The sequence below is a fragment of the Anaerococcus sp. AH8042_DFU013_CI05 genome (genome assembly GCF_047936775.1).
GTDB lineage: Bacteria > Bacillota > Clostridia > Tissierellales > Peptoniphilaceae > Anaerococcus.
The window spans coordinates 787,281-804,710 of sequence record NZ_CP175954.1 but is presented as its reverse complement, the minus strand read 5'-3'; the positions used below and the strand labels follow the sequence as shown (position 1 = coordinate 804,710).

At 31.7% G+C, this 17,430-nt stretch carries 17 protein-coding genes; 13 read left to right on the top strand and 4 right to left on the bottom strand.

Features of this window, described 5'->3' with window-relative positions:
• Window positions 1-61: 61 nt before the first annotated feature.
• Together lepB and lepA are read left to right on the top strand one after the other, a co-directional pair.
• Window positions 62-700: a signal peptidase I gene (gene lepB, locus ACKRLN_RS04240; protein WP_296141070.1), complete on the top strand. Its 639-nt coding sequence runs from the start codon at window positions 62-64 to the stop codon at window positions 698-700.
• Complete coding sequence (gene lepA, locus ACKRLN_RS04235) at window positions 701-2,521, top strand: translation elongation factor 4 (RefSeq protein ID WP_296141073.1); 1,821 nt, start codon at window positions 701-703, stop codon at window positions 2,519-2,521. It begins immediately after the preceding gene.
• A 31-nt stretch (window positions 2,522-2,552) separates the two neighbouring features.
• On the opposite strand, the gene ACKRLN_RS04230 is transcribed toward lepA, so the two are convergent.
• Entirely contained in the window at window positions 2,553-2,915 is a 363-nt protein-coding gene (locus tag ACKRLN_RS04230; protein WP_296141076.1) for a VOC family protein, read from the bottom strand.
• A gap of 77 nt (window positions 2,916-2,992) precedes the next feature.
• Here ACKRLN_RS04230 and ACKRLN_RS04225 point away from each other — a divergent pair, with 77 nt between their 5' ends.
• The 11 genes from ACKRLN_RS04225 (at window position 2,993) to ACKRLN_RS04175 (ending at window position 13,884) form a co-directional block, all read left to right on the top strand.
• Window positions 2,993-4,150, top strand: coding sequence for an AI-2E family transporter (locus ACKRLN_RS04225; protein WP_416335350.1), 1,158 nt, complete (start codon window positions 2,993-2,995; stop codon window positions 4,148-4,150).
• A gap of 53 nt (window positions 4,151-4,203) precedes the next feature.
• On the top strand, window positions 4,204-4,935 hold the full coding sequence (locus ACKRLN_RS04220; protein WP_416335349.1) for a hypothetical protein: 732 nt from the start codon (window positions 4,204-4,206) through the stop codon (window positions 4,933-4,935).
• Window positions 4,936-4,985: 50 nt separating this feature from the next.
• Entirely contained in the window at window positions 4,986-6,110 is a 1,125-nt protein-coding gene (gene hemW, locus ACKRLN_RS04215) for a radical SAM family heme chaperone HemW (protein WP_416335348.1), read from the top strand.
• A gap of 72 nt (window positions 6,111-6,182) precedes the next feature.
• Window positions 6,183-7,196 carry a heat-inducible transcriptional repressor HrcA gene (gene hrcA / locus ACKRLN_RS04210; RefSeq protein ID WP_416335347.1) on the top strand — a complete coding sequence of 338 codons (1,014 nt, stop codon included), beginning with the start codon at window positions 6,183-6,185 and terminating at the stop codon, window positions 7,194-7,196.
• Between the two features lie 12 nt (window positions 7,197-7,208).
• Window positions 7,209-7,787, top strand: coding sequence for a nucleotide exchange factor GrpE (gene grpE / locus ACKRLN_RS04205; protein WP_416335346.1), 579 nt, complete (start codon window positions 7,209-7,211; stop codon window positions 7,785-7,787).
• A gap of 12 nt (window positions 7,788-7,799) precedes the next feature.
• Window positions 7,800-9,617, top strand: coding sequence for a molecular chaperone DnaK (gene dnaK, locus ACKRLN_RS04200; RefSeq protein ID WP_203127400.1), 1,818 nt, complete (start codon window positions 7,800-7,802; stop codon window positions 9,615-9,617).
• Window positions 9,618-9,723: 106 nt separating this feature from the next.
• The gene (gene dnaJ / locus ACKRLN_RS04195) at window positions 9,724-10,839 is read left to right on the top strand and encodes a molecular chaperone DnaJ (protein ID WP_203127401.1); all 1,116 of its coding nucleotides are present in this window, start codon (window positions 9,724-9,726) and stop codon (window positions 10,837-10,839) included.
• Window positions 10,839-12,134: a tRNA (N(6)-L-threonylcarbamoyladenosine(37)-C(2))-methylthiotransferase MtaB gene (gene mtaB / locus ACKRLN_RS04190; protein WP_416335345.1), complete on the top strand. Its 1,296-nt coding sequence runs from the start codon at window positions 10,839-10,841 to the stop codon at window positions 12,132-12,134. The genes dnaJ and mtaB overlap by 1 nt, the downstream gene beginning before the upstream one ends.
• A 106-nt stretch (window positions 12,135-12,240) precedes the next feature.
• Window positions 12,241-12,576, top strand: coding sequence for a histidine triad nucleotide-binding protein (locus ACKRLN_RS04185; RefSeq protein ID WP_203127403.1), 336 nt, complete (start codon window positions 12,241-12,243; stop codon window positions 12,574-12,576).
• Between the two features lie 57 nt (window positions 12,577-12,633).
• Window positions 12,634-12,813, top strand: a complete 180-nt coding sequence (rpsU, locus tag ACKRLN_RS04180; protein WP_203127404.1) for a 30S ribosomal protein S21 — start codon at window positions 12,634-12,636, stop codon at window positions 12,811-12,813.
• An 87-nt stretch (window positions 12,814-12,900) separates the two neighbouring features.
• A complete protein-coding gene (locus tag ACKRLN_RS04175; protein ID WP_416335344.1) occupies window positions 12,901-13,884 on the top strand; it encodes an NAD(P)-dependent oxidoreductase in 984 nt (327 codons plus the stop codon).
• A gap of 21 nt (window positions 13,885-13,905) precedes the next feature.
• Here the strand turns inward: ACKRLN_RS04175 and rsmI are convergent, their stop codons facing one another.
• The 3 genes from rsmI to ACKRLN_RS04160 all read right to left on the bottom strand — a co-directional run bounded on the left by rsmI (window position 13,906) and on the right by ACKRLN_RS04160 (window position 17,425).
• Window positions 13,906-14,727, bottom strand: a complete 822-nt coding sequence (rsmI, locus tag ACKRLN_RS04170; RefSeq protein ID WP_416335343.1) for a 16S rRNA (cytidine(1402)-2'-O)-methyltransferase — start codon at window positions 14,725-14,727, stop codon at window positions 13,906-13,908.
• A gap of 68 nt (window positions 14,728-14,795) precedes the next feature.
• Window positions 14,796-16,652, bottom strand: coding sequence for an FAD-binding protein (locus ACKRLN_RS04165; protein WP_416335342.1), 1,857 nt, complete (start codon window positions 16,650-16,652; stop codon window positions 14,796-14,798).
• Window positions 16,653-16,723: 71 nt separating this feature from the next.
• On the bottom strand, window positions 16,724-17,425 hold the full coding sequence (locus tag ACKRLN_RS04160; RefSeq protein WP_416335341.1) for a tRNA1(Val) (adenine(37)-N6)-methyltransferase: 702 nt from the start codon (window positions 17,423-17,425) through the stop codon (window positions 16,724-16,726).
• Window positions 17,426-17,430 lie beyond the last annotated feature (5 nt).

Sequence of the window (17,430 nt, the reverse complement as noted above, 5' to 3'; positions counted from 1 at the left end):
AAATAATTGGTAGTTTTTAACTTTTATATTATAATATAATAATGAATGAGAGGTAAAGCAAATGACTAATGAAAATGAAAAAGAAAAGATAGTAGTAGAACCTGAAGCAAGCAAAGGTCCTACTATTAAAGCTAATCAAAAACCAGTTAAAGAAGATGAAGATGGCATCATTGAATGGATAAAATCTATAGTAATTGCCCTAGCTATAGCCGGTTTAATTAAATGGCTATTTCTTGATGCCACTAGAGTTGACGGAAAATCAATGTTAAATACTCTTCATCATGATGATATGCTTTTTGTAAATAAAATTGGTAAGCATTTCCATGATTATGAAAGAGGAGATATAGTAATATTGAAAGCCCCAGATGCATATAATAAATTGTATGTAAAGAGAGTAGTTGGAGTTCCTGGTGATACTGTAACTTTAAAAGATGAAAAAGTTTATTTAAATGGCGAAGAGCTTAATGAACCATATACTTCTGTTGACTACACCTTACAAACAAGTGATACTTATGAATGGTATCTTTTAGATAACCAATATTTTGTAATGGGTGATAATAGAGCAGAAGGCGCAAGTAATGACTCAAGAAACTATGGTCCAGTTGAAAAAGATGAAATAGTTGGACATGCATTTTTCAGATTTTACCCATTTAGTGATATGGGAAATATAGATAATAATCCATATGGAGAAAGTAATTAGATGACACAAAGAAAAGACAATATAAGAAATTTTTCTATAATTGCCCACATAGATCATGGTAAAAGTACTCTTGCAGATAGATTGATTGAAAAATCTGAACACTTGTCTGAAAGGGAGATGCAAAACCAAATGCTGGATGACATGGAGCTAGAGCGTGAACGTGGGATTACAATTAAATTAAAATCAATAAAAATTCATTATAAGGCTAATGATGGCAAAATTTATGACCTAAACCTGATTGATACACCAGGCCACGTTGATTTTAATTATGAGGTTTCAAGATCACTTAAGGCGTGTGAGGGAGCAATATTAGTTGTAGATGCTAGTCAAGGTGTGGAAGCACAAACCCTTGCAAATACCTATTTAGCTCTTGAACAAGACTTAGAAATCCTACCGGTTTTAAATAAAATAGACCTTCCATCAGCTAGAGTTGATGAAGTAAAAAAAGAAATTGAAAATCAAATTGGTCTAGAAACTGAAGGCATACCACTAGTTTCAGCAAAAACCGGATTAAATATAGAAGATGTCTTAGAAGATATAGTAGCTAATATCCCGGCTCCTGAAGATCACGATAACAAACCACTAAAAGCACTTATTTTTGATTCATACTATGATGCTTATCGTGGAGTAATCTGTTATGTGCGTGTTTTTGAAGGGGTCGTAAAACCAGGTGATCATATAAAAATGATGAACACAGGTAAAACTTACGAAGTAAATACTGTAGGTTATACCATGAAAAATCGCATCGAAACAAAAGAATTACGTTCTGGAGATGTAGGGTTTATTGAAGCTAGTATAAAAGAAGTAAAAGATGCTAGAGTTGGTGATACTATTACCAATGCCCAACAACCCACAGATGCTCCCCTTTCAGGTTATAAAGAGGTTTTACCAATGGTTTATTCTGGTATATATCCAGCTGAGGGAGAAAGTTTTGATAAGCTCCGTGATGCTTTGGAAAAACTTCAAGTAAATGATGCAGCTTTAGTATTTGAACAAGAAAACTCCCAAGCTCTAGGAGTAGGTCTTCGTTCTGGATTCTTAGGCCTTCTTCACATGGATATCATAACTCAAAGGCTAGAACGTGAATATGATTTAAATATTATAGCCACAGCACCATCTGTAATTTATAAGGTAAAGCTAAAAGATGCAGCTGAAGAAATTGAAATTCAAAATCCAAATGACTTCCCTGATCCTGCAACAATTGATTATATTGAAGAACCAATGACTAGAGCAGAAATTATTGCCCCAAACAACTATATTGGTCAAATAATGAGCCTAGCTCAAAATCGCCGCGGTGAGTTAATTGATATGACCTATATTGATGAAACCCGTGTTTCTATAAAATATAAACTGCCACTAAATGAGGTTATTTATAATTTCTTCGATAGTTTGAAATCTAGAACACGCGGTTATGCTTCACTCGATTATGAAGTAATAGGATATGCTCCAAGTAATCTAGTAAAACTTGAAATTCTTATTAATGACCAAGTAGTGGATGCACTGTCTATAATAGTTCATAGAGATAGTGCTTATGCTAGAGGCCGTGGTATAGTTGAAAAACTTAAAGATGAAATCCCACGCCAACAATTTGCAGTACCTATCCAAGCAGCAATTGGTGGTAAAGTAATAGCTCGTGAAACTGTTAGAGCACTTAGAAAAGACGTTATCGCAAAATGTTACGGTGGGGATATATCAAGGAAGAAAAAGCTTCTTGAAAAACAAAAAGAAGGTAAGAAACGTATGCGTCAGTTAGGAAGTGTTGAAGTACCACAAGATGCATTCCTTGCTGTATTAAAATATGATGATGAACAATCAAACTAAAAGCGACCTAGTAAAAAACTAGATCGCTTTTTTATTTGTAGAATACTGCTTCAATATTATTTCCATCTAAGTCATAAAAAAAAGCTGCGTAATAATTTGGAGCATAATGTTCTCTTATGCCCGGTGCACCATTATCTTTTGCACCTAATTCTAATGCTGTATTATAAAATTTATTAACTTCATCTTCGCTATCAACTCTAAAGGCTAGATGGAAATTATTTGGTTTTCCCTCAACAAGCCATAATTCATTTGCAAAATCAGAATCTTCCTTACCAAATCCAACCGCATCTTCATAATCAACTTTCTTGATTAAGCCAATTTCAGCAAGAACTTCTTCATAAAAACCTTTAGATTTTCCTATATCAGAAACTTGTAAACTTATATGATCTATCATAATTCCTCCTTTATTGTTTATTTATTTTTTACCCCATTGCATGATATAATATCATAAAAAGCATATAGGGGAATGATATGGAATCTAAAAATCTTTATGAACGCATTTTTTTACGTACAGGAATAATAATTTTATCAATTTTATTTTTAATATTTTTAGCGCCGCCTTTAGTTGATGCAATGATGCCTATAATTTTGGCCTTAGCATTGGTAGCGCTACTTACACCACTTATAAAAAGAATAGATGATCTATTGCCAATAAAACATACTATAATTTCATATATAGTCGGAACTATACTTTTGATAGTAATTTTATTTTTACTAATTTGGTTTACTCAATTTATTGTAAATCAAGTAAGTGGACTAATAGGAAATATAATTGGGAATTGGGATAAGATTGTATCATCCACAAATGAATGGATAAATTCAGTTAACTCACAAATTAATTTATTACCAGATTTTGTATCTAATGCCATTAGATCTGGTCTTGATGCTCTTTATCAATTCTTAGGAAATTTACAAAAAAACGCTGTAAATATTACACTTGGTTTTACTACTGCCTTTATAAATACATCAAACGATATTATATTTTTTGCCATTACATTTATAGTTGCTTTTTATATAATACTTGGAGATATGGAACTTGTTACTTTAAAATATCACTCAAAATTTTCAGAAAGAACTAAGAAAAATTTTAGTTTGATTAGAAGTGTATTTAAAAATTCTACATGGAATTATATTAAGTCGCAGTTAAAATTGGCACTTTTATGTGCAGTTATTATGGCTATAGCACTTAAAATTTTAGGCCAGCAATATTTTATACCAGTTGCCTTATTACTTGGATTTCTAGATTTGCTGCCAATGATTGGGCCTATTATATTAATGTTACCTTGGTCTGTTGTAGAACTTTTTGTATTTAATAATACTTATAAGGGAGTAGGATTACTAATAGTTTTATTTATCTGGACTGGACTACGACAAGTAATATCACCAAAAGTTATAGGATCATCGGCCAATATTCATCCAATCTTGTCAGTAATTTCTCTTTATGCAGGTCTTAGATTATTTGGAATTAGTGGTGCTGTATTTTTCCCAGTTATTTTGATATTTATTGTGGGTATATATAGGTCTGGAATTATTGATAATTGGATATATGATTATAAATTATTTTTTGATTATATAGGTGATACATTAAACATTGGTAAGAGAAATTTAAAAGTGCCAGATGAAGATTAATTTCTAAACAGTATAGTAATACTAGTGATAATAGTTATCATTAAGGAGTTATTATGGATAAATATCAAGTAAAGATTTTAGATATAAAAGAAGAATACAAAAATGTTTTTACCTATACTTTAGAAAAGCCAGACGAATTAATGTGGGATGAAGGTTCTAGTTTCCACTTGGCTTTACCAGGATATGATACAGGTAGTGAAATAAACAAAAAGTTAGTCCACCATTTAAGTATAAACACTTTGACAGATGAGGGAAATATTAGATTTACAACAAAGATTCCTATTAGAAAATCAGTTTTTAAAAAAGCTCTTTCAAATCTTAATGTGGGAGATGAGGTTACTATTTTTAAAATAAAATCTCATATGGCATTACGCCGTGAGGATAAGCCAATAGTTTTACTTTCCCAAGGACTTGCGATGTCAACCATGAGACCGCTTATAAAAAAATTTGAAATAGATAATTCCAACATACCAGAATTAATTAGTATAAATGTAAACAAGAAAGATAATCATTTATACGAAAAGGACTTTGAATGTGTGGATGGTTCTTGTTTTGTTAAATATTGGCTAGAATCTAGAAATGAGTACTTAGAAAAGTTAGTTGAAATTGCAAAAGAAAAATCAGATGCTTACTTTTATGTGGTGGGAAGTGAAATATTTGTTCTAGATTCTTTGTATACATTAAGAGAAAATGGCATAGCAAATGAGCAAATCATAATTGATAAGGATCTTGAAAAAAGAGATATAGTGTTTGAAACATTAGCAAATTATAATATGATAATTTAAAAAGGATGGCACCAGCCATCTTTTTTATTATTTAGTAATAAGGAGAAAAGATGCAAAAAGTAGGTTGTTATATTCATATTCCCTTTTGCCAAAAAAAATGCTACTATTGCGATTTTTGTGCATACATGAATGTTGAACATAGGATAGATGATTACATAAATAATTTACTAAAAGAGATAAAACTATATCAAGATAGATTGTGTTGTGAGATTGACTCTATATACATAGGTGGAGGAACGCCTTCATATATAGATGGAAAATATATAGAACAAATCATAAAAGCAATACAAAGATTTAAAATAGATAAAATAAAAGAATTTACTATCGAATGCAACCCAAATTCTATTTCAAAAGACAAATTACTTTTGTACAAAGACTTAGGAATCAATCGAATATCATTGGGTGTGCAATCATTTGATAATAAAGTTTTAAAAGCAATTGGGAGAGATCATACGGCTGAGATTGCACTAAATGACATAGATTTAATCAGAAAGCTAGGCTTTGATAATCTTAGCTTTGATTTGATGCTAAACTTACCAAAACAAGATTATAAGTCAGTTAAAAATGATATAGAAATGGTAAAAAAAATATCGCCTGAGCATATATCCTGGTATTCACTTATATTAGAGGAAGGATCAAGATTTTCTGCCCTTGATAAAAAAGGAAAATTAGATTTGATGGAAGATGATACAGAGGTTAAAATTTTTGATAATATCATAAATGAGCTTTCGGATATTGGACTTAAGCGATATGAAATTTCTAACTTTGCTAAAGAGGGCTATGAGTCCTATCATAATAAAAAATATTGGGAGGGTGATGGTTATATTGCCTTTGGTATGAGTGGATCAGGCTATTTATCAAATTATAGGTATAGCAATACAAGAAATTTCATACATTTTGAACAAATGATTAGAGAAAATAAACTCCCGATTGAAGATAAAATTTATATTAATAATGAAGATAGAGAAAAAGAATATATAATTTTTAAGCTAAGAGAAACAGCAGGGATTAATCTTGAAGAATTTAAAAATAAGTTTGGAGAAGATTTTCTTATTAAGTATAAAAAAGAAATAAAAAAATTTGATAATCAAGACTTTTTTATTATAGATCAAAACTTCAAATTTAGCCAAAATGGAATGAATTTATCTAATGAATTCTTAAGATTAATTATATAATCTTGACAGGGTGTTTTTAGATAGTATATTAATGCTAGCAGTCGATACCAAAGAGTGCTAAAGGAGAAAATTTTGGATGATAGAAAGCTAAAAATATTATTCTCTATCATAGACTCTTACATCACAGATGGTGAACCAATAGGTTCAAAAAGCCTTGCTGATACTTACAACTTAAATGTATCTCCCGCAACCATCAGAAACGAAATGAGTTCTCTTGAAAAAATGGGTTTAATTGAAAAAGCTCACTCTTCAAGCGGAAGACTTCCTTCTGATAGGGGTTACAGAATGTTTGTAGATTATATTCTTGAAAATGAAATGGAGGATATATCTAGGGCAAAGCAAAGTAATACGATTATAAACTTACTTGATAAAAGATATCACAATGCAGAAGACATTATTGAGACTGCAACTAGGATGCTTGCTGAAATAACAAATCTTACAGCAGTATCCATGACACTTAAAAACGAAATAAAAACTTTGGTAAATATGGAGCTAATAAAATTATCAGATAGACAATTACTTTTATTAGCAGTTTTTGATAATGGAATGATTATAAAAGATAGTATATATCTTAACTATGAAATCAATTCTGAGCAGCTTTTATTTATCAATAACGTTCTTAAAAAAACTATGGTAGGAACGGATATCAATGAGCTTTATGATAATATAAGATTACTTGAAACAACTTTGCTAAATGATTACAAATCATTGCTTGAAATTATTGAAAAAAGACTTAAAGGTCAATCCTTTAAAAGTCTCAATAAAGAGATTCAAATTGAGGGCCTAGGCAATATTTTCAATTTTAAAGAATACGACGATTTATCAAAGGCACGTGATTTTATTAAGTTATTAGATAGTAAAGAAAAATTAAATAGTTTTTTGGGTAACAGCATATATGATAAATTGGATATTTCAATCGGTTATGAAAATGAGCTTGATGAGCTAAAGGAAAATACAGTTATAACATCATCTTTTAAAATAAATGATGATATTGTAGGCCATATCGGCATCATCGGACTTACAAGAATTAATTATGTTGATGTAATATCCGATATCATGATGATATCTACTCTACTTAATAACTAAAGGAGTTTAAGGATGGATGATAAAAAAATAAATGATGACAAGCTGAATGAAGACCAGCTTGCTGATGAAGAAATTATCGAAGAAGATGAAGTAATCGATGGCGAGATTATCGATGATAATTATGAACTTATAGATGAAGAAAAAGAAGATGAAATAAACGATACGAAAATCGAAGAAGATTTTAACGAGTTTAAAGACAAATATCAAAGACTATTAGCTGATTTTACAAATTATAAGCAAAGAGAAGAAGCTAGCAAGGCAGATTTCAAAAAATTTGCAGTAAATAACTTGGTAGAAAAACTTTTACCGGTATTAGATAACTTTGATAGGGCCCTTAAAGACCAAGATCCTGAAAATGGACTTGTAAAGGGAATTGTAATGACTCGCGATGAAATGCTAAATATTCTCAAAAACGAAGGTTTAGAAGAAATCCCATCTGATGGCGAATTATTTGATCCAAATGTTCACCAAGCGGTTTTAGCAGAAGATTCTGATGAGGTTGAAAGTGATCACATCATAGAAACATTTCAAAAAGGTTATAAATTAAACAATAAAGTTATAAGACCTGCAATGGTTAAGGTAGCAAAATAGGAGGCTATTAATATGGCAAAAATTATAGGAATTGACTTAGGTACAACAAACTCAGCAGTAGCTGTAATGGAAGGTGGTTCTCCAGTAATCATCCCAAATAGTGAAGGAAACAGAACAACACCATCAGTAGTTGCATTCTCAAAAGATGGTGAAAGATTAGTTGGTGAAACAGCTAAAAGACAAGCAATCACAAACCCAGACAGAACAATCTCATCTATTAAAAGAGAAATGGGTTCTGACTATAAAACAGCAGAAATTGATGGCAAAAAATATTCACCAGAAGAAATCTCTGCAATGATTCTTCAAAAATTAAAATCAGATGCTGAAAAATATTTGAATGATACTGTAACAAATGCAGTAATTACAGTACCTGCATACTTTACTGATGCTCAAAGACAAGCAACAAAAGACGCAGGAAAAATTGCAGGGCTTACAGTAGATAGAATTATCAACGAACCAACTGCAGCATCTCTTGCATATGGTCTAGATAAAGAAGATGACCAATCAAAAATCATGGTATACGACCTAGGTGGTGGTACATTTGACGTATCAATCCTAGAAGTTGGTGATGGAGTATTTGAAGTGCTTTCAACACGCGGTAACAACAAACTAGGTGGGGATGACTTTGATAATAAATTAGTAGATTATTTAGCAAGCGAATTTAGAAAAGAAAATGGCGTAGACCTTACAAAAGATCTTACAGCTATGCAAAGACTAAAAGATGCAGCTGAAAAAGCTAAAAAAGAACTTTCATCAACAATGACAACTAATGTAAACCTACCATTTATTACAGCAGTAGATGGACAACCAGTTCACTTAGATATTTCTATTAGTAGAGCTAAATTTGATGAACTTACAAAAGATCTTGTTGAAGAAACAAGAAAACCAGTAGAAGATGCATTATCAGATGCAGGACTAAAATCTTCTGACATTGACAAAGTACTACTAGTAGGTGGATCTACAAGAATACCTGCTGTACAAGACTTAGTTAAAAACTTAGTTGGTAAAGAACCACAAAGAGATATCAACCCAGATGAATCAGTAGCGCTTGGTGCAGCTATCCAAGGTGGAGTACTAACTGGTGAAGTTAAAGATTTATTACTATTAGACGTTACACCATTATCACTAGGAATCGAAACATTAGGTGGAGTTGCAACAAAACTTATCGAAAGAAATACTACAATTCCAACTAAAAAATCACAAGTCTTTACAACAGCAGCAGATGGTCAAACTGAAGTAGATATCCACGTTGTACAAGGTGAACGTGAAATGGCAGCAGATAATACTACACTTGGACGTTTCCAACTAACAGGAATCCCTGCAGCAAGACGTGGTGTACCACAAATCGAAGTAACATTTGACATTGATGCAAATGGTATAGTAAATGTAACTGCAAAAGACCAAGGTTCAGGAAAAGAACAAAAAATTACAATCACATCATCTTCTAACCTAACAGAAGAAGAAATCGATAAAAAAGTAAAAGAAGCTGAACAATTTGCTGAAGAAGATAAAAAGAAAAAAGATGATATAGATGCAAAAAATAATGCAGAAAGTTTAGTTTACCAATCAAGAAAAACTCTAGAAGAATCTGGTATTGAAGGTGCTCAAAAAGATGAAATCGAAGCAGAAATCAAAAAATTAGAAGATGCGATCGCTTCAAATAACACAGAAGAAATCAAATCTCAAACAGAAGCTCTTCAAGAAAAAATTTATTCAATGAGTGAACAAATGTACAAAGCTGCGGGAGCAGAAGGTGCAGAAGCAGGAAATGCTGCTGATGATGATGTAGTAGATGCTGACTACGAAGTTATCGATGATGATGAAGAATAAATTTGATTTATAATAGCAAACTTAAACAAAATAAGTATAATAATCTAAATAAAATAAAAGCTATTTCATTGTGAAATAGCTTTTTTTAAGTGTAAATGGAGGAAAAATGCAAGATCCATATGAGGTACTTGGCGTTAGTCGTGATGCTAGCGACCAAGAAATAAAAAGAGAATACAGAAAACTTGCTAAAAAATATCACCCCGATTTAAATCCTGGGGATCAAGAAGCAGAACAAAAGTTTAAAGAAGCAACTTTGAGCTATGAAATATTATCAGATAGTGAAAAAAGAGCCCAATACGACAGATACGGTGCAGCTGCCTTTGAAAATGGAGGAGCTGGTGGATATGGCGGATTCTCCGGAGGATTTGGAGATCTTTTCGGTGATCTATTTGGCGATTTATTTTACGGTACTGGTGGAGGGTCTACAAAAAGACCTACAAAAGGTGCTGACATTCAACAAATAGTCAAACTAACATTTGCAGAAGCTGCTTTTGGAGTAAGTAAAGAAGTTCAAGTAAGACGCGAAGTAGAATGCGATACTTGTAATGGAACTGGAGCTCGTGATGAAAGTTCAGTTCATACTTGTGATAAATGTAACGGGGCAGGAATTGTAAATGATGTTGCTCAAACACCTTTCGGTAGAATGAGCAGAACTGTAACTTGTGATAAATGTGGTGGAACTGGTGAAATTATTGATGATCCATGTAAGGTATGCCACGGGCAAGGAACAATTGTAAAATCTGAACGCATAAAAGTTGATATCCCTTCAGGGGTTGAAAAAAATAATGTAATGCGCATCTCAAATAAAGGTAGTGTTGGAGAAAATGGCGGTCCAAATGGAGACTTATATGTAATTATTGATGTAGAGGATCATGAAATATTTAAACGTGATGGCCTAGATATTTATTACGATATACCAATATCTTTCCCAACAGCAGCCTTAGGGGGAGAAATAGAAATTCCAACCCTACACCAAACTAGAAAGTTTGAAATACCAGCAGGAACTCAATCTGGTACAAGATTTAATCTTAAAAAAGAAGGAATTACCGATGGTAGGACAAAAAGAACTGGAGATCTATACTTCTATGTTCAAGTTGTAACACCAACTAATTTAAACAATGAACAGAAAGAAGCCCTTGAAGCCTATGCTAATACTTTAGGGGAAGAAGTAAAGGCTCATGAAAAAGGCTTTTTTGCAAAATTAAAGGACTTATTTGACTAATGGCAAATACATTTAACATAATCACTCTAGGCTGTAAGGTCAATCAATACGAATCTGAAGCTGTAGAAGAATTATTCCTGAAAAAGGGATACGAAAAAGCAGCTGATAATGCTGATATTTACGTAATAAATACCTGTACAGTGACAAATATGAGTGATAGAAAAAGTAGACAAATGATATCCCGAGCACGCCGTGATAATCCAGAAGCAGTAGTTGCCGTTATGGGTTGCTATTCTCAAGTAAAACCTGAGGAGGTTGCATCAATTGAGGGAGTGGACATTGTCCTAGGTTCTCGTAATAAAGAAAATGTTGTAGAACTTTGCGAAGATGTCTTACAAAATAAGGGTGCAATTGATAAAATCATCTCTCCAAGCGAAAGTAAAACTTTTGAAGAGCTACAAATTTCTAATCAAACAGAGATGACAAGAGCCTATCTAAAAATCCAAGATGGCTGTAATATGTATTGCTCCTATTGCTTAATTCCTTATGCAAGAGGCAATATTGTAAGTCGTGGCATCTCATCAATTGTTGAGGAAACGAAAAGACTAGCTAAAAATAACTTCAAAGAAATAGTTTTAACAGGTATACATGTCTCAAGCTATGGTAAAGACTTTGAGGACGGATCTAGCCTAATAGATGTTATTGAAGCTGTAGCAAAAGTAGATGGAATAGAAAGAATACGACTTTCATCTATGGAACCAAGGCATATTTCTATAGAATTTTTAGAAAGAATGAAAGCAACAGGCAAGGCTTGTGATCATTTTCACTTATCATTGCAATCCGGATCAGATGATGTTCTAAAAGCAATGAACAGAAAATATGATAGAGCTTTATATAAAGAAAAAGTAAAAGAGATTAGACAAGTTTTCCCAAATGCCGGGATAACTACAGATATCATAGTAGGTTTCCCTGGAGAAACTGAAGAAAATCACAAGCAAACTATGGGTTTTGTAAATGAAATTAAGTTTTCAAAAACCCATTTATTTAAATTCTCACCAAGAGAAGGTACACGTGCTGCAAAAATGGCAGACCAAATAGATGGCACAAGCAAAAAGGATAGACTCCATGATTTAGAAAATATTGAAGAAACTAACCGTAAAGAATTTTTAGAAAAACAAATAGGAAATGTTTTATCAGTTTTAGTAGAATCTAAATCAGACCTGGAGTGTTATAGCGGAGGATACTCTACAAATTATTTAAAAGTAAATGTTAAAGAGGACATCCCGGCAAATTCAATTATTGATGTTAAAATTACTGATATAATTAAGGATGAACTTGTGGGGGAGCGTATTTAAAAAACTACTTTTTGATAATATAAATGTATAGAATGTGCATTTATCAATATTATTTATTGACTTCATTTTTTTATTGTGGTATTATAAATAGCAATGGGGGTGAAGTATGGATTGTGTATTTTGCAAGATTGCAGCAGGAGAGATTCCTACTGATAAAATCTATGAAGATGAATATATAATTGCATTTAATGATTTAGATCCACAAGCGCCTATCCATTTTCTTGTTATACCAAAAAAGCACATAACAAGTTTAGCTACGCTCGATGAAAGTGACAGCGATCTATTAGCAAAAATTATGCTAGCTATTAAAAAATTAGCTAATGAAAATAATTTAGAAGGATATAGAGTTGTTACAAATATCGGCGAAGATGGGGGACAAACAGTACCTCACTTGCATTTTCATGTTCTAGGTGGCAGAGCATTTCACTGGCCTCCAGGCTAGAAATGACTACAATAGAATCTGAAAAAATTTTTGTGTTATACGAGAGGGGGGATAGAGATGACAGAAATCAGAGTTGGAGAAAACGAATCAATCGATAGTGCAATTAAAAGATTCAAAAGACAATGCGCAAGATCCGGTGTACTTTCTGAATACAGAAGAAGAGAACACTACGAAAAACCAAGCGTTATTAAAAAGAAAAAAAATGACGCAGCTAAAAGAAAAAACAGAAAAAAATAATTTATGATATAAAGAACCTAAGTGGTTCTTTTTATTTTATCTAAAATTAGGGTAGAGATATTATATAAACTTTTAAAGGAGCAATAAATGAAAATATGCATATATAATCCAAACCCACTTTCTGAAAAATATATTAAAGAGTGGGAAAAGGAAAATAATATAGAAGTATATATAATTGATGAACCTATCAAGAAAGACAATTTAGATAAACTTGAAGGTGCTGATGGATTAGTTGTAACTGCATCCAGTGAGATTAGTGATGACATGTATCAAAAAATTGCTGACTACGGTATTAAGCAAATATCAATAACCTCAGTTGGATACGATAAAATCAATTTAGAAAAGGCAGATGAAGCTGGTCTTATCATCACAAATACCCCTGATTATTCACCAGAATCCATTGCTGAATTTACAGTAATGATGATTCTAAAACTCTTAAAAAGAGATAGTGAAATACAAAAGGATATGAAAAATAAAGATTTTCGTTTTTCAGAAAATAAATTAGGACAAACAATAAGGGGAAAGACTCTAGGAATATATGGATTAGGTAATATAGGATACCTTGTAGCACAGGCCTTAGATGGTTTTGGAGTAGATGTTATAGCTACAACGCCACATCCTAAAACATACGCAAAAAATATAATAGAGTTTGTAGAATTTGATGAACTTTTAGAAAAATCAGATATTATATCTGTTCACGCAGCCTTAGTAGATGAGAATTTCCATCAATTTGACAAAAATGCTTTTGACAAAATGAAAGATGATTCCTTTATTGTAAACACATCTCGAGGAGGACTTATTGATACAAATGCCCTACTAGAAGCAATTGATAATGAGAAAATAGCTGGAGCAGCTTTAGACGTTTATGAAAATGAAGAAGGAATCTATGGAAAAGATAATCCATCTTATGACGATGAATTATTTAATAAGTTACTAAATCATCCAAAAGTTGATATGTATAATCATGTTGCATTTTTTACCGAAACTGCTTTGGAGAATCAAATGAAATTTGCACTAAATAATGCAGTAGATGTTATTAAAACTGGTGATAGTAATAAAAGAGTAAATTAAAAATCGGGTCCTGTACCCGATTTATTTGTTTAAAGATAAGACATATTCATAAATTTCATTTTTTGAAAAATCGCTTATCTCTTTTATACTTTTTACTATGTCTTTTGTTCTTAAACCATCGTTGATTTGTGTTTTTATTATATCTTCATAATCTTTTAGTTCTTTATCTTGGGCATCAACTTTACCAGATAAAATTAATACAAATTCACCTTTTAAGATTATATCATCTATATTTATATCTGAAATATCTACTAATACATATTCTTCAAATTTTTTTGTAAGTTCACGTGCGATGCAAAGTTTACGATCGGCAAAATTTTCCTTAAAGTCAGCGATAGTATTTTCTAAATTGTGGGGAGTGTCAAAAAGAATTGCTGTCTTGGATTCATTTTCTAATTCTTTATATAGTTTGTTTTTATCTCCATTTTTCTTTGGAATAAAGCCATAATAAGAAAATCTTTCATTACTAAGTCCAGAGCCTACAAGGGCTGTAATTATGGAACTTGCGCCCGGTAAAATTGTATAGGAAATATTTTCTTCTATACATTTTTTTATCAAAATATGTCCAGGATCCGAAATGCCTGGCATACCTTGATCAGTTATTACTCCATATGTTTTTCCAGCTCGTGCATTTTCAATTATTTCTATAGATTTGCTTGTTTCATTAAATTTATGATAGGAGGTAAGGGGCTTATTAATGTCATAGTGGTCAAGTAATTTTTTGCTTTCTCTAGTATCTTCGCAAGCAATTATATCCACTTCTTTTAAAGTATTTATTGCCCTAATTGTCATATCTTCGAGGTTTCCTATTGGTGTTGGGATAAAATAAATTTGATAGTCCATAAAAACTCCTTTAATTTATTGTATCAAAAAACACGCCTAAAACAAATTAGACGTGTTATATAATTATTTTATTTGTTAATATTTTCTGCTGCAGATTTACCTGAGATTCTACCAAATATAACTGCTGATGAGTAAGCTCCTGATGTATCAGTTACTTCACCTGCTGCATAAAGTCCTTCGATAATATTATCTTCATTATCTAAAACTTGAGCTTTTCCATTTGCAACTATTCCACCTTTTGTCATGTGTAGGGCAGGAGTTACTTTTACACAATATAGTTTGCCATCTTTATTTATTTCAGCTTCTGCTGCTTCTTCTCTAAATGGATCATCTACTTCACCCTTTACAGCTTTATTGTATGTGTCAATAGTTTCATTTAAAGTATCTGCTTCACATCCTATAGCTTCTGCAAGTTTTTCTACAGAATCATATTCGTCAATGTATCCCTTTTCTACTTGGTTAGATAATCTGTAAAATGAATCTTTTGCTGTTTCATCAAATATATAATAAACTGGACGATTTTTCATCATTTCTTGACCATACTCTATATCACCACTTGTTTCGTCGATAAATCTTTCTCCATTTTCATTTACAAAAATAAAGTTGCTATCAAATGCACCTGTTAGGTCACGTCTTGGGTCTAGGATTTTAGGGAATACAGATGGTTTTTCCATATCGCCTAGTTTAATGTTATGATTTTTAGCTATTTCTACAAAATCTCCTGTCGCACCTATTTGGTTAGATGTTGGGATTTCTTCAGCGCCAGGGATGTATTCTGCGAGTAACTCAGGATTATTTGCAAATCCACCTGTTGCTATTACTGTAGATGTAGCGTTAATTTTATAAGTGTTTTCTTTATCCTCAACTGCAGCTCCAGTTGCTTTACCATCTTCGATTATTAAATCAGTTGCTTTTGTACCTGGGATGATTTCTACGCCAAGGTCCTTAGCTATAGCTTCAAGTTTTGTTTGGATATAATCTCCGGCATATTCATCTTCTTTAGCCATGTGGTTCATAGATCCATCTTCACCAAAGTTATAATCTAAATCTATACCTTGATCTCTTAGCCAGCTATCTACTTCAAAAGCACCTTCGGTTACAGCATCAATTCTATCTTCACTGTCCCAAGATTTTTCTTGATATTTTTCTTTGTATTCATCTTTGGAAACTTCATTATTGTTAGCTTTCATAGCTTCTGAATTTGCCATATCAAAGAAGTTCATATCAAATTTTCCGTTACCACTTAAGATATCCATTTTTTCAATTAATGTAACGTCTTCTACACCATCTTGTTTAGCCTGGATAGCAGAAGCAAGACCTGCTGGACCAGCACCGATTACAAGTAAATCTGTAGTTTTATCTTCAGCTTCGGTTAATTCTCTATCTTCTTCATAGCCTGTTGAATTACTTACTTTAATTGAGTCTTTTTCAAGGCCTGCTTCTTCTAGTGCATCTAATGTTGCTTGTTTAATAGCTGTTGTTGAGTATGTTGCAGCAGATACAGAGTCTACATCTGGGCTATTTGCTTCAATTATTCTTTCTTTAATGATAGGAAATGCTCTATTAATTACAGCATCTGATTCGTGATTTTCTAAAAGCTCTATGTCAGAAATTTTGCCATCAGCAATTGTTACTTCTAGGTTTAATTCACGATCATAACCATTAGCACTAGCCTTGTATGTACCGTCCTTTAAAGATGAATTAGATTCGTTTTTGTCATCTTCTTTATTTGATGTATTATCTTTTTTTTCAGACTCTTTTTCTTTAGATTCTGTTGTTGAAGAGTCAGCCTGATTTTTATGATCTACTTCAGCTTTTTGTTCGGTCTCTTTTGCTGGCTCATTTGTTTTATTATTATCACAAGCTGTGAAAACTAGGGATAATGAAAGAGCCAGAACGATAGATTTAAATTTATTAATTTTCATATCTCCTCCTTTAGAAAATTATAATCAATAATATTTTAACATTTTGTTAAATATATTACAAATTGTACGTTTTATAAATGACCGTTGATTTTTTTCATTTCTTCGCTATAAGTTCCATCTTTATAAATAATAAGAGGATCTTCTATTTTTAATCCATCATTTGCATTTTTTACAAATTCGATAAGTATAAATTGTGGTTTTTTATTATAAGTTGATTGAACGAATCTTATCCTCTTAGTTTTTAAATTTCCCGAAGATTTAAATATATCTACCATACGTTCGGGTTTGTGAATCATATACATTTTGCCCCTGTCTTTTAAAGTCTTATTTGCAAAATCAAAAATGTTTTGTAGGGTCAAGTATTTTTCTTGGCGTGATATTAAAAATTCTTCGCTTTTATTATTTATATTATCGCTTATCTTGTAGTAGGGAGGATTGGTTATTATATAATCGGCAGTATTTGTTTCAAGATCAACTTGATTTAAATCTTTATTTATAATTTCAATATTAGATATATCATTTAATTTTAAATTTTTTTCTAATAATTCGGATTTTTCATCTTGGATTTCAACTGCATAAACTTCTTTTAAATTATAATAAGCATTTGCTCCTAAACTAAGTATTCCAGATCCACTGCCTATGTCTATTAAAGTCTTTCCTTTTTTCATTTTTGCAAAATCTAAGAGTATTATAGAATCCACACCAAAAGTGTAAGACTTGTCTACATGCATCATTTTAATATCTGTTTTTGGTATATAATCTAATTTTGTCATATTAT

Excerpts from the sequence above, each read along its gene's own strand:
- lepB (WP_296141070.1), top strand. The coding sequence starts at position 62 with ATGACTAATGAAAATGAAAAAGAAAAGATAGTAGTAGAACCTGAAGCA.
- lepA (WP_296141073.1), top strand. The coding sequence starts at position 701 with ATGACACAAAGAAAAGACAATATAAGAAATTTTTCTATAATTGCCCAC.
- ACKRLN_RS04230 (WP_296141076.1), bottom strand. The coding sequence starts at position 2,915 with ATGATAGATCATATAAGTTTACAAGTTTCTGATATAGGAAAATCTAAA.
- ACKRLN_RS04225 (WP_416335350.1), top strand. The coding sequence starts at position 2,993 with ATGGAATCTAAAAATCTTTATGAACGCATTTTTTTACGTACAGGAATA.
- ACKRLN_RS04220 (WP_416335349.1), top strand. The coding sequence starts at position 4,204 with ATGGATAAATATCAAGTAAAGATTTTAGATATAAAAGAAGAATACAAA.
- hemW (WP_416335348.1), top strand. The coding sequence starts at position 4,986 with ATGCAAAAAGTAGGTTGTTATATTCATATTCCCTTTTGCCAAAAAAAA.
- grpE (WP_416335346.1), top strand. The coding sequence starts at position 7,209 with ATGGATGATAAAAAAATAAATGATGACAAGCTGAATGAAGACCAGCTT.
- dnaK (WP_203127400.1), top strand. The coding sequence starts at position 7,800 with ATGGCAAAAATTATAGGAATTGACTTAGGTACAACAAACTCAGCAGTA.
- dnaJ (WP_203127401.1), top strand. The coding sequence starts at position 9,724 with ATGCAAGATCCATATGAGGTACTTGGCGTTAGTCGTGATGCTAGCGAC.
- mtaB (WP_416335345.1), top strand. The coding sequence starts at position 10,839 with ATGGCAAATACATTTAACATAATCACTCTAGGCTGTAAGGTCAATCAA.
- ACKRLN_RS04185 (WP_203127403.1), top strand. The coding sequence starts at position 12,241 with ATGGATTGTGTATTTTGCAAGATTGCAGCAGGAGAGATTCCTACTGAT.
- rpsU (WP_203127404.1), top strand. The coding sequence starts at position 12,634 with ATGACAGAAATCAGAGTTGGAGAAAACGAATCAATCGATAGTGCAATT.
- ACKRLN_RS04175 (WP_416335344.1), top strand. The coding sequence starts at position 12,901 with ATGAAAATATGCATATATAATCCAAACCCACTTTCTGAAAAATATATT.
- rsmI (WP_416335343.1), bottom strand. The coding sequence starts at position 14,727 with ATGGACTATCAAATTTATTTTATCCCAACACCAATAGGAAACCTCGAA.
- ACKRLN_RS04165 (WP_416335342.1), bottom strand. The coding sequence starts at position 16,652 with ATGAAAATTAATAAATTTAAATCTATCGTTCTGGCTCTTTCATTATCC.
- ACKRLN_RS04160 (WP_416335341.1), bottom strand. The coding sequence starts at position 17,425 with ATGACAAAATTAGATTATATACCAAAAACAGATATTAAAATGATGCAT.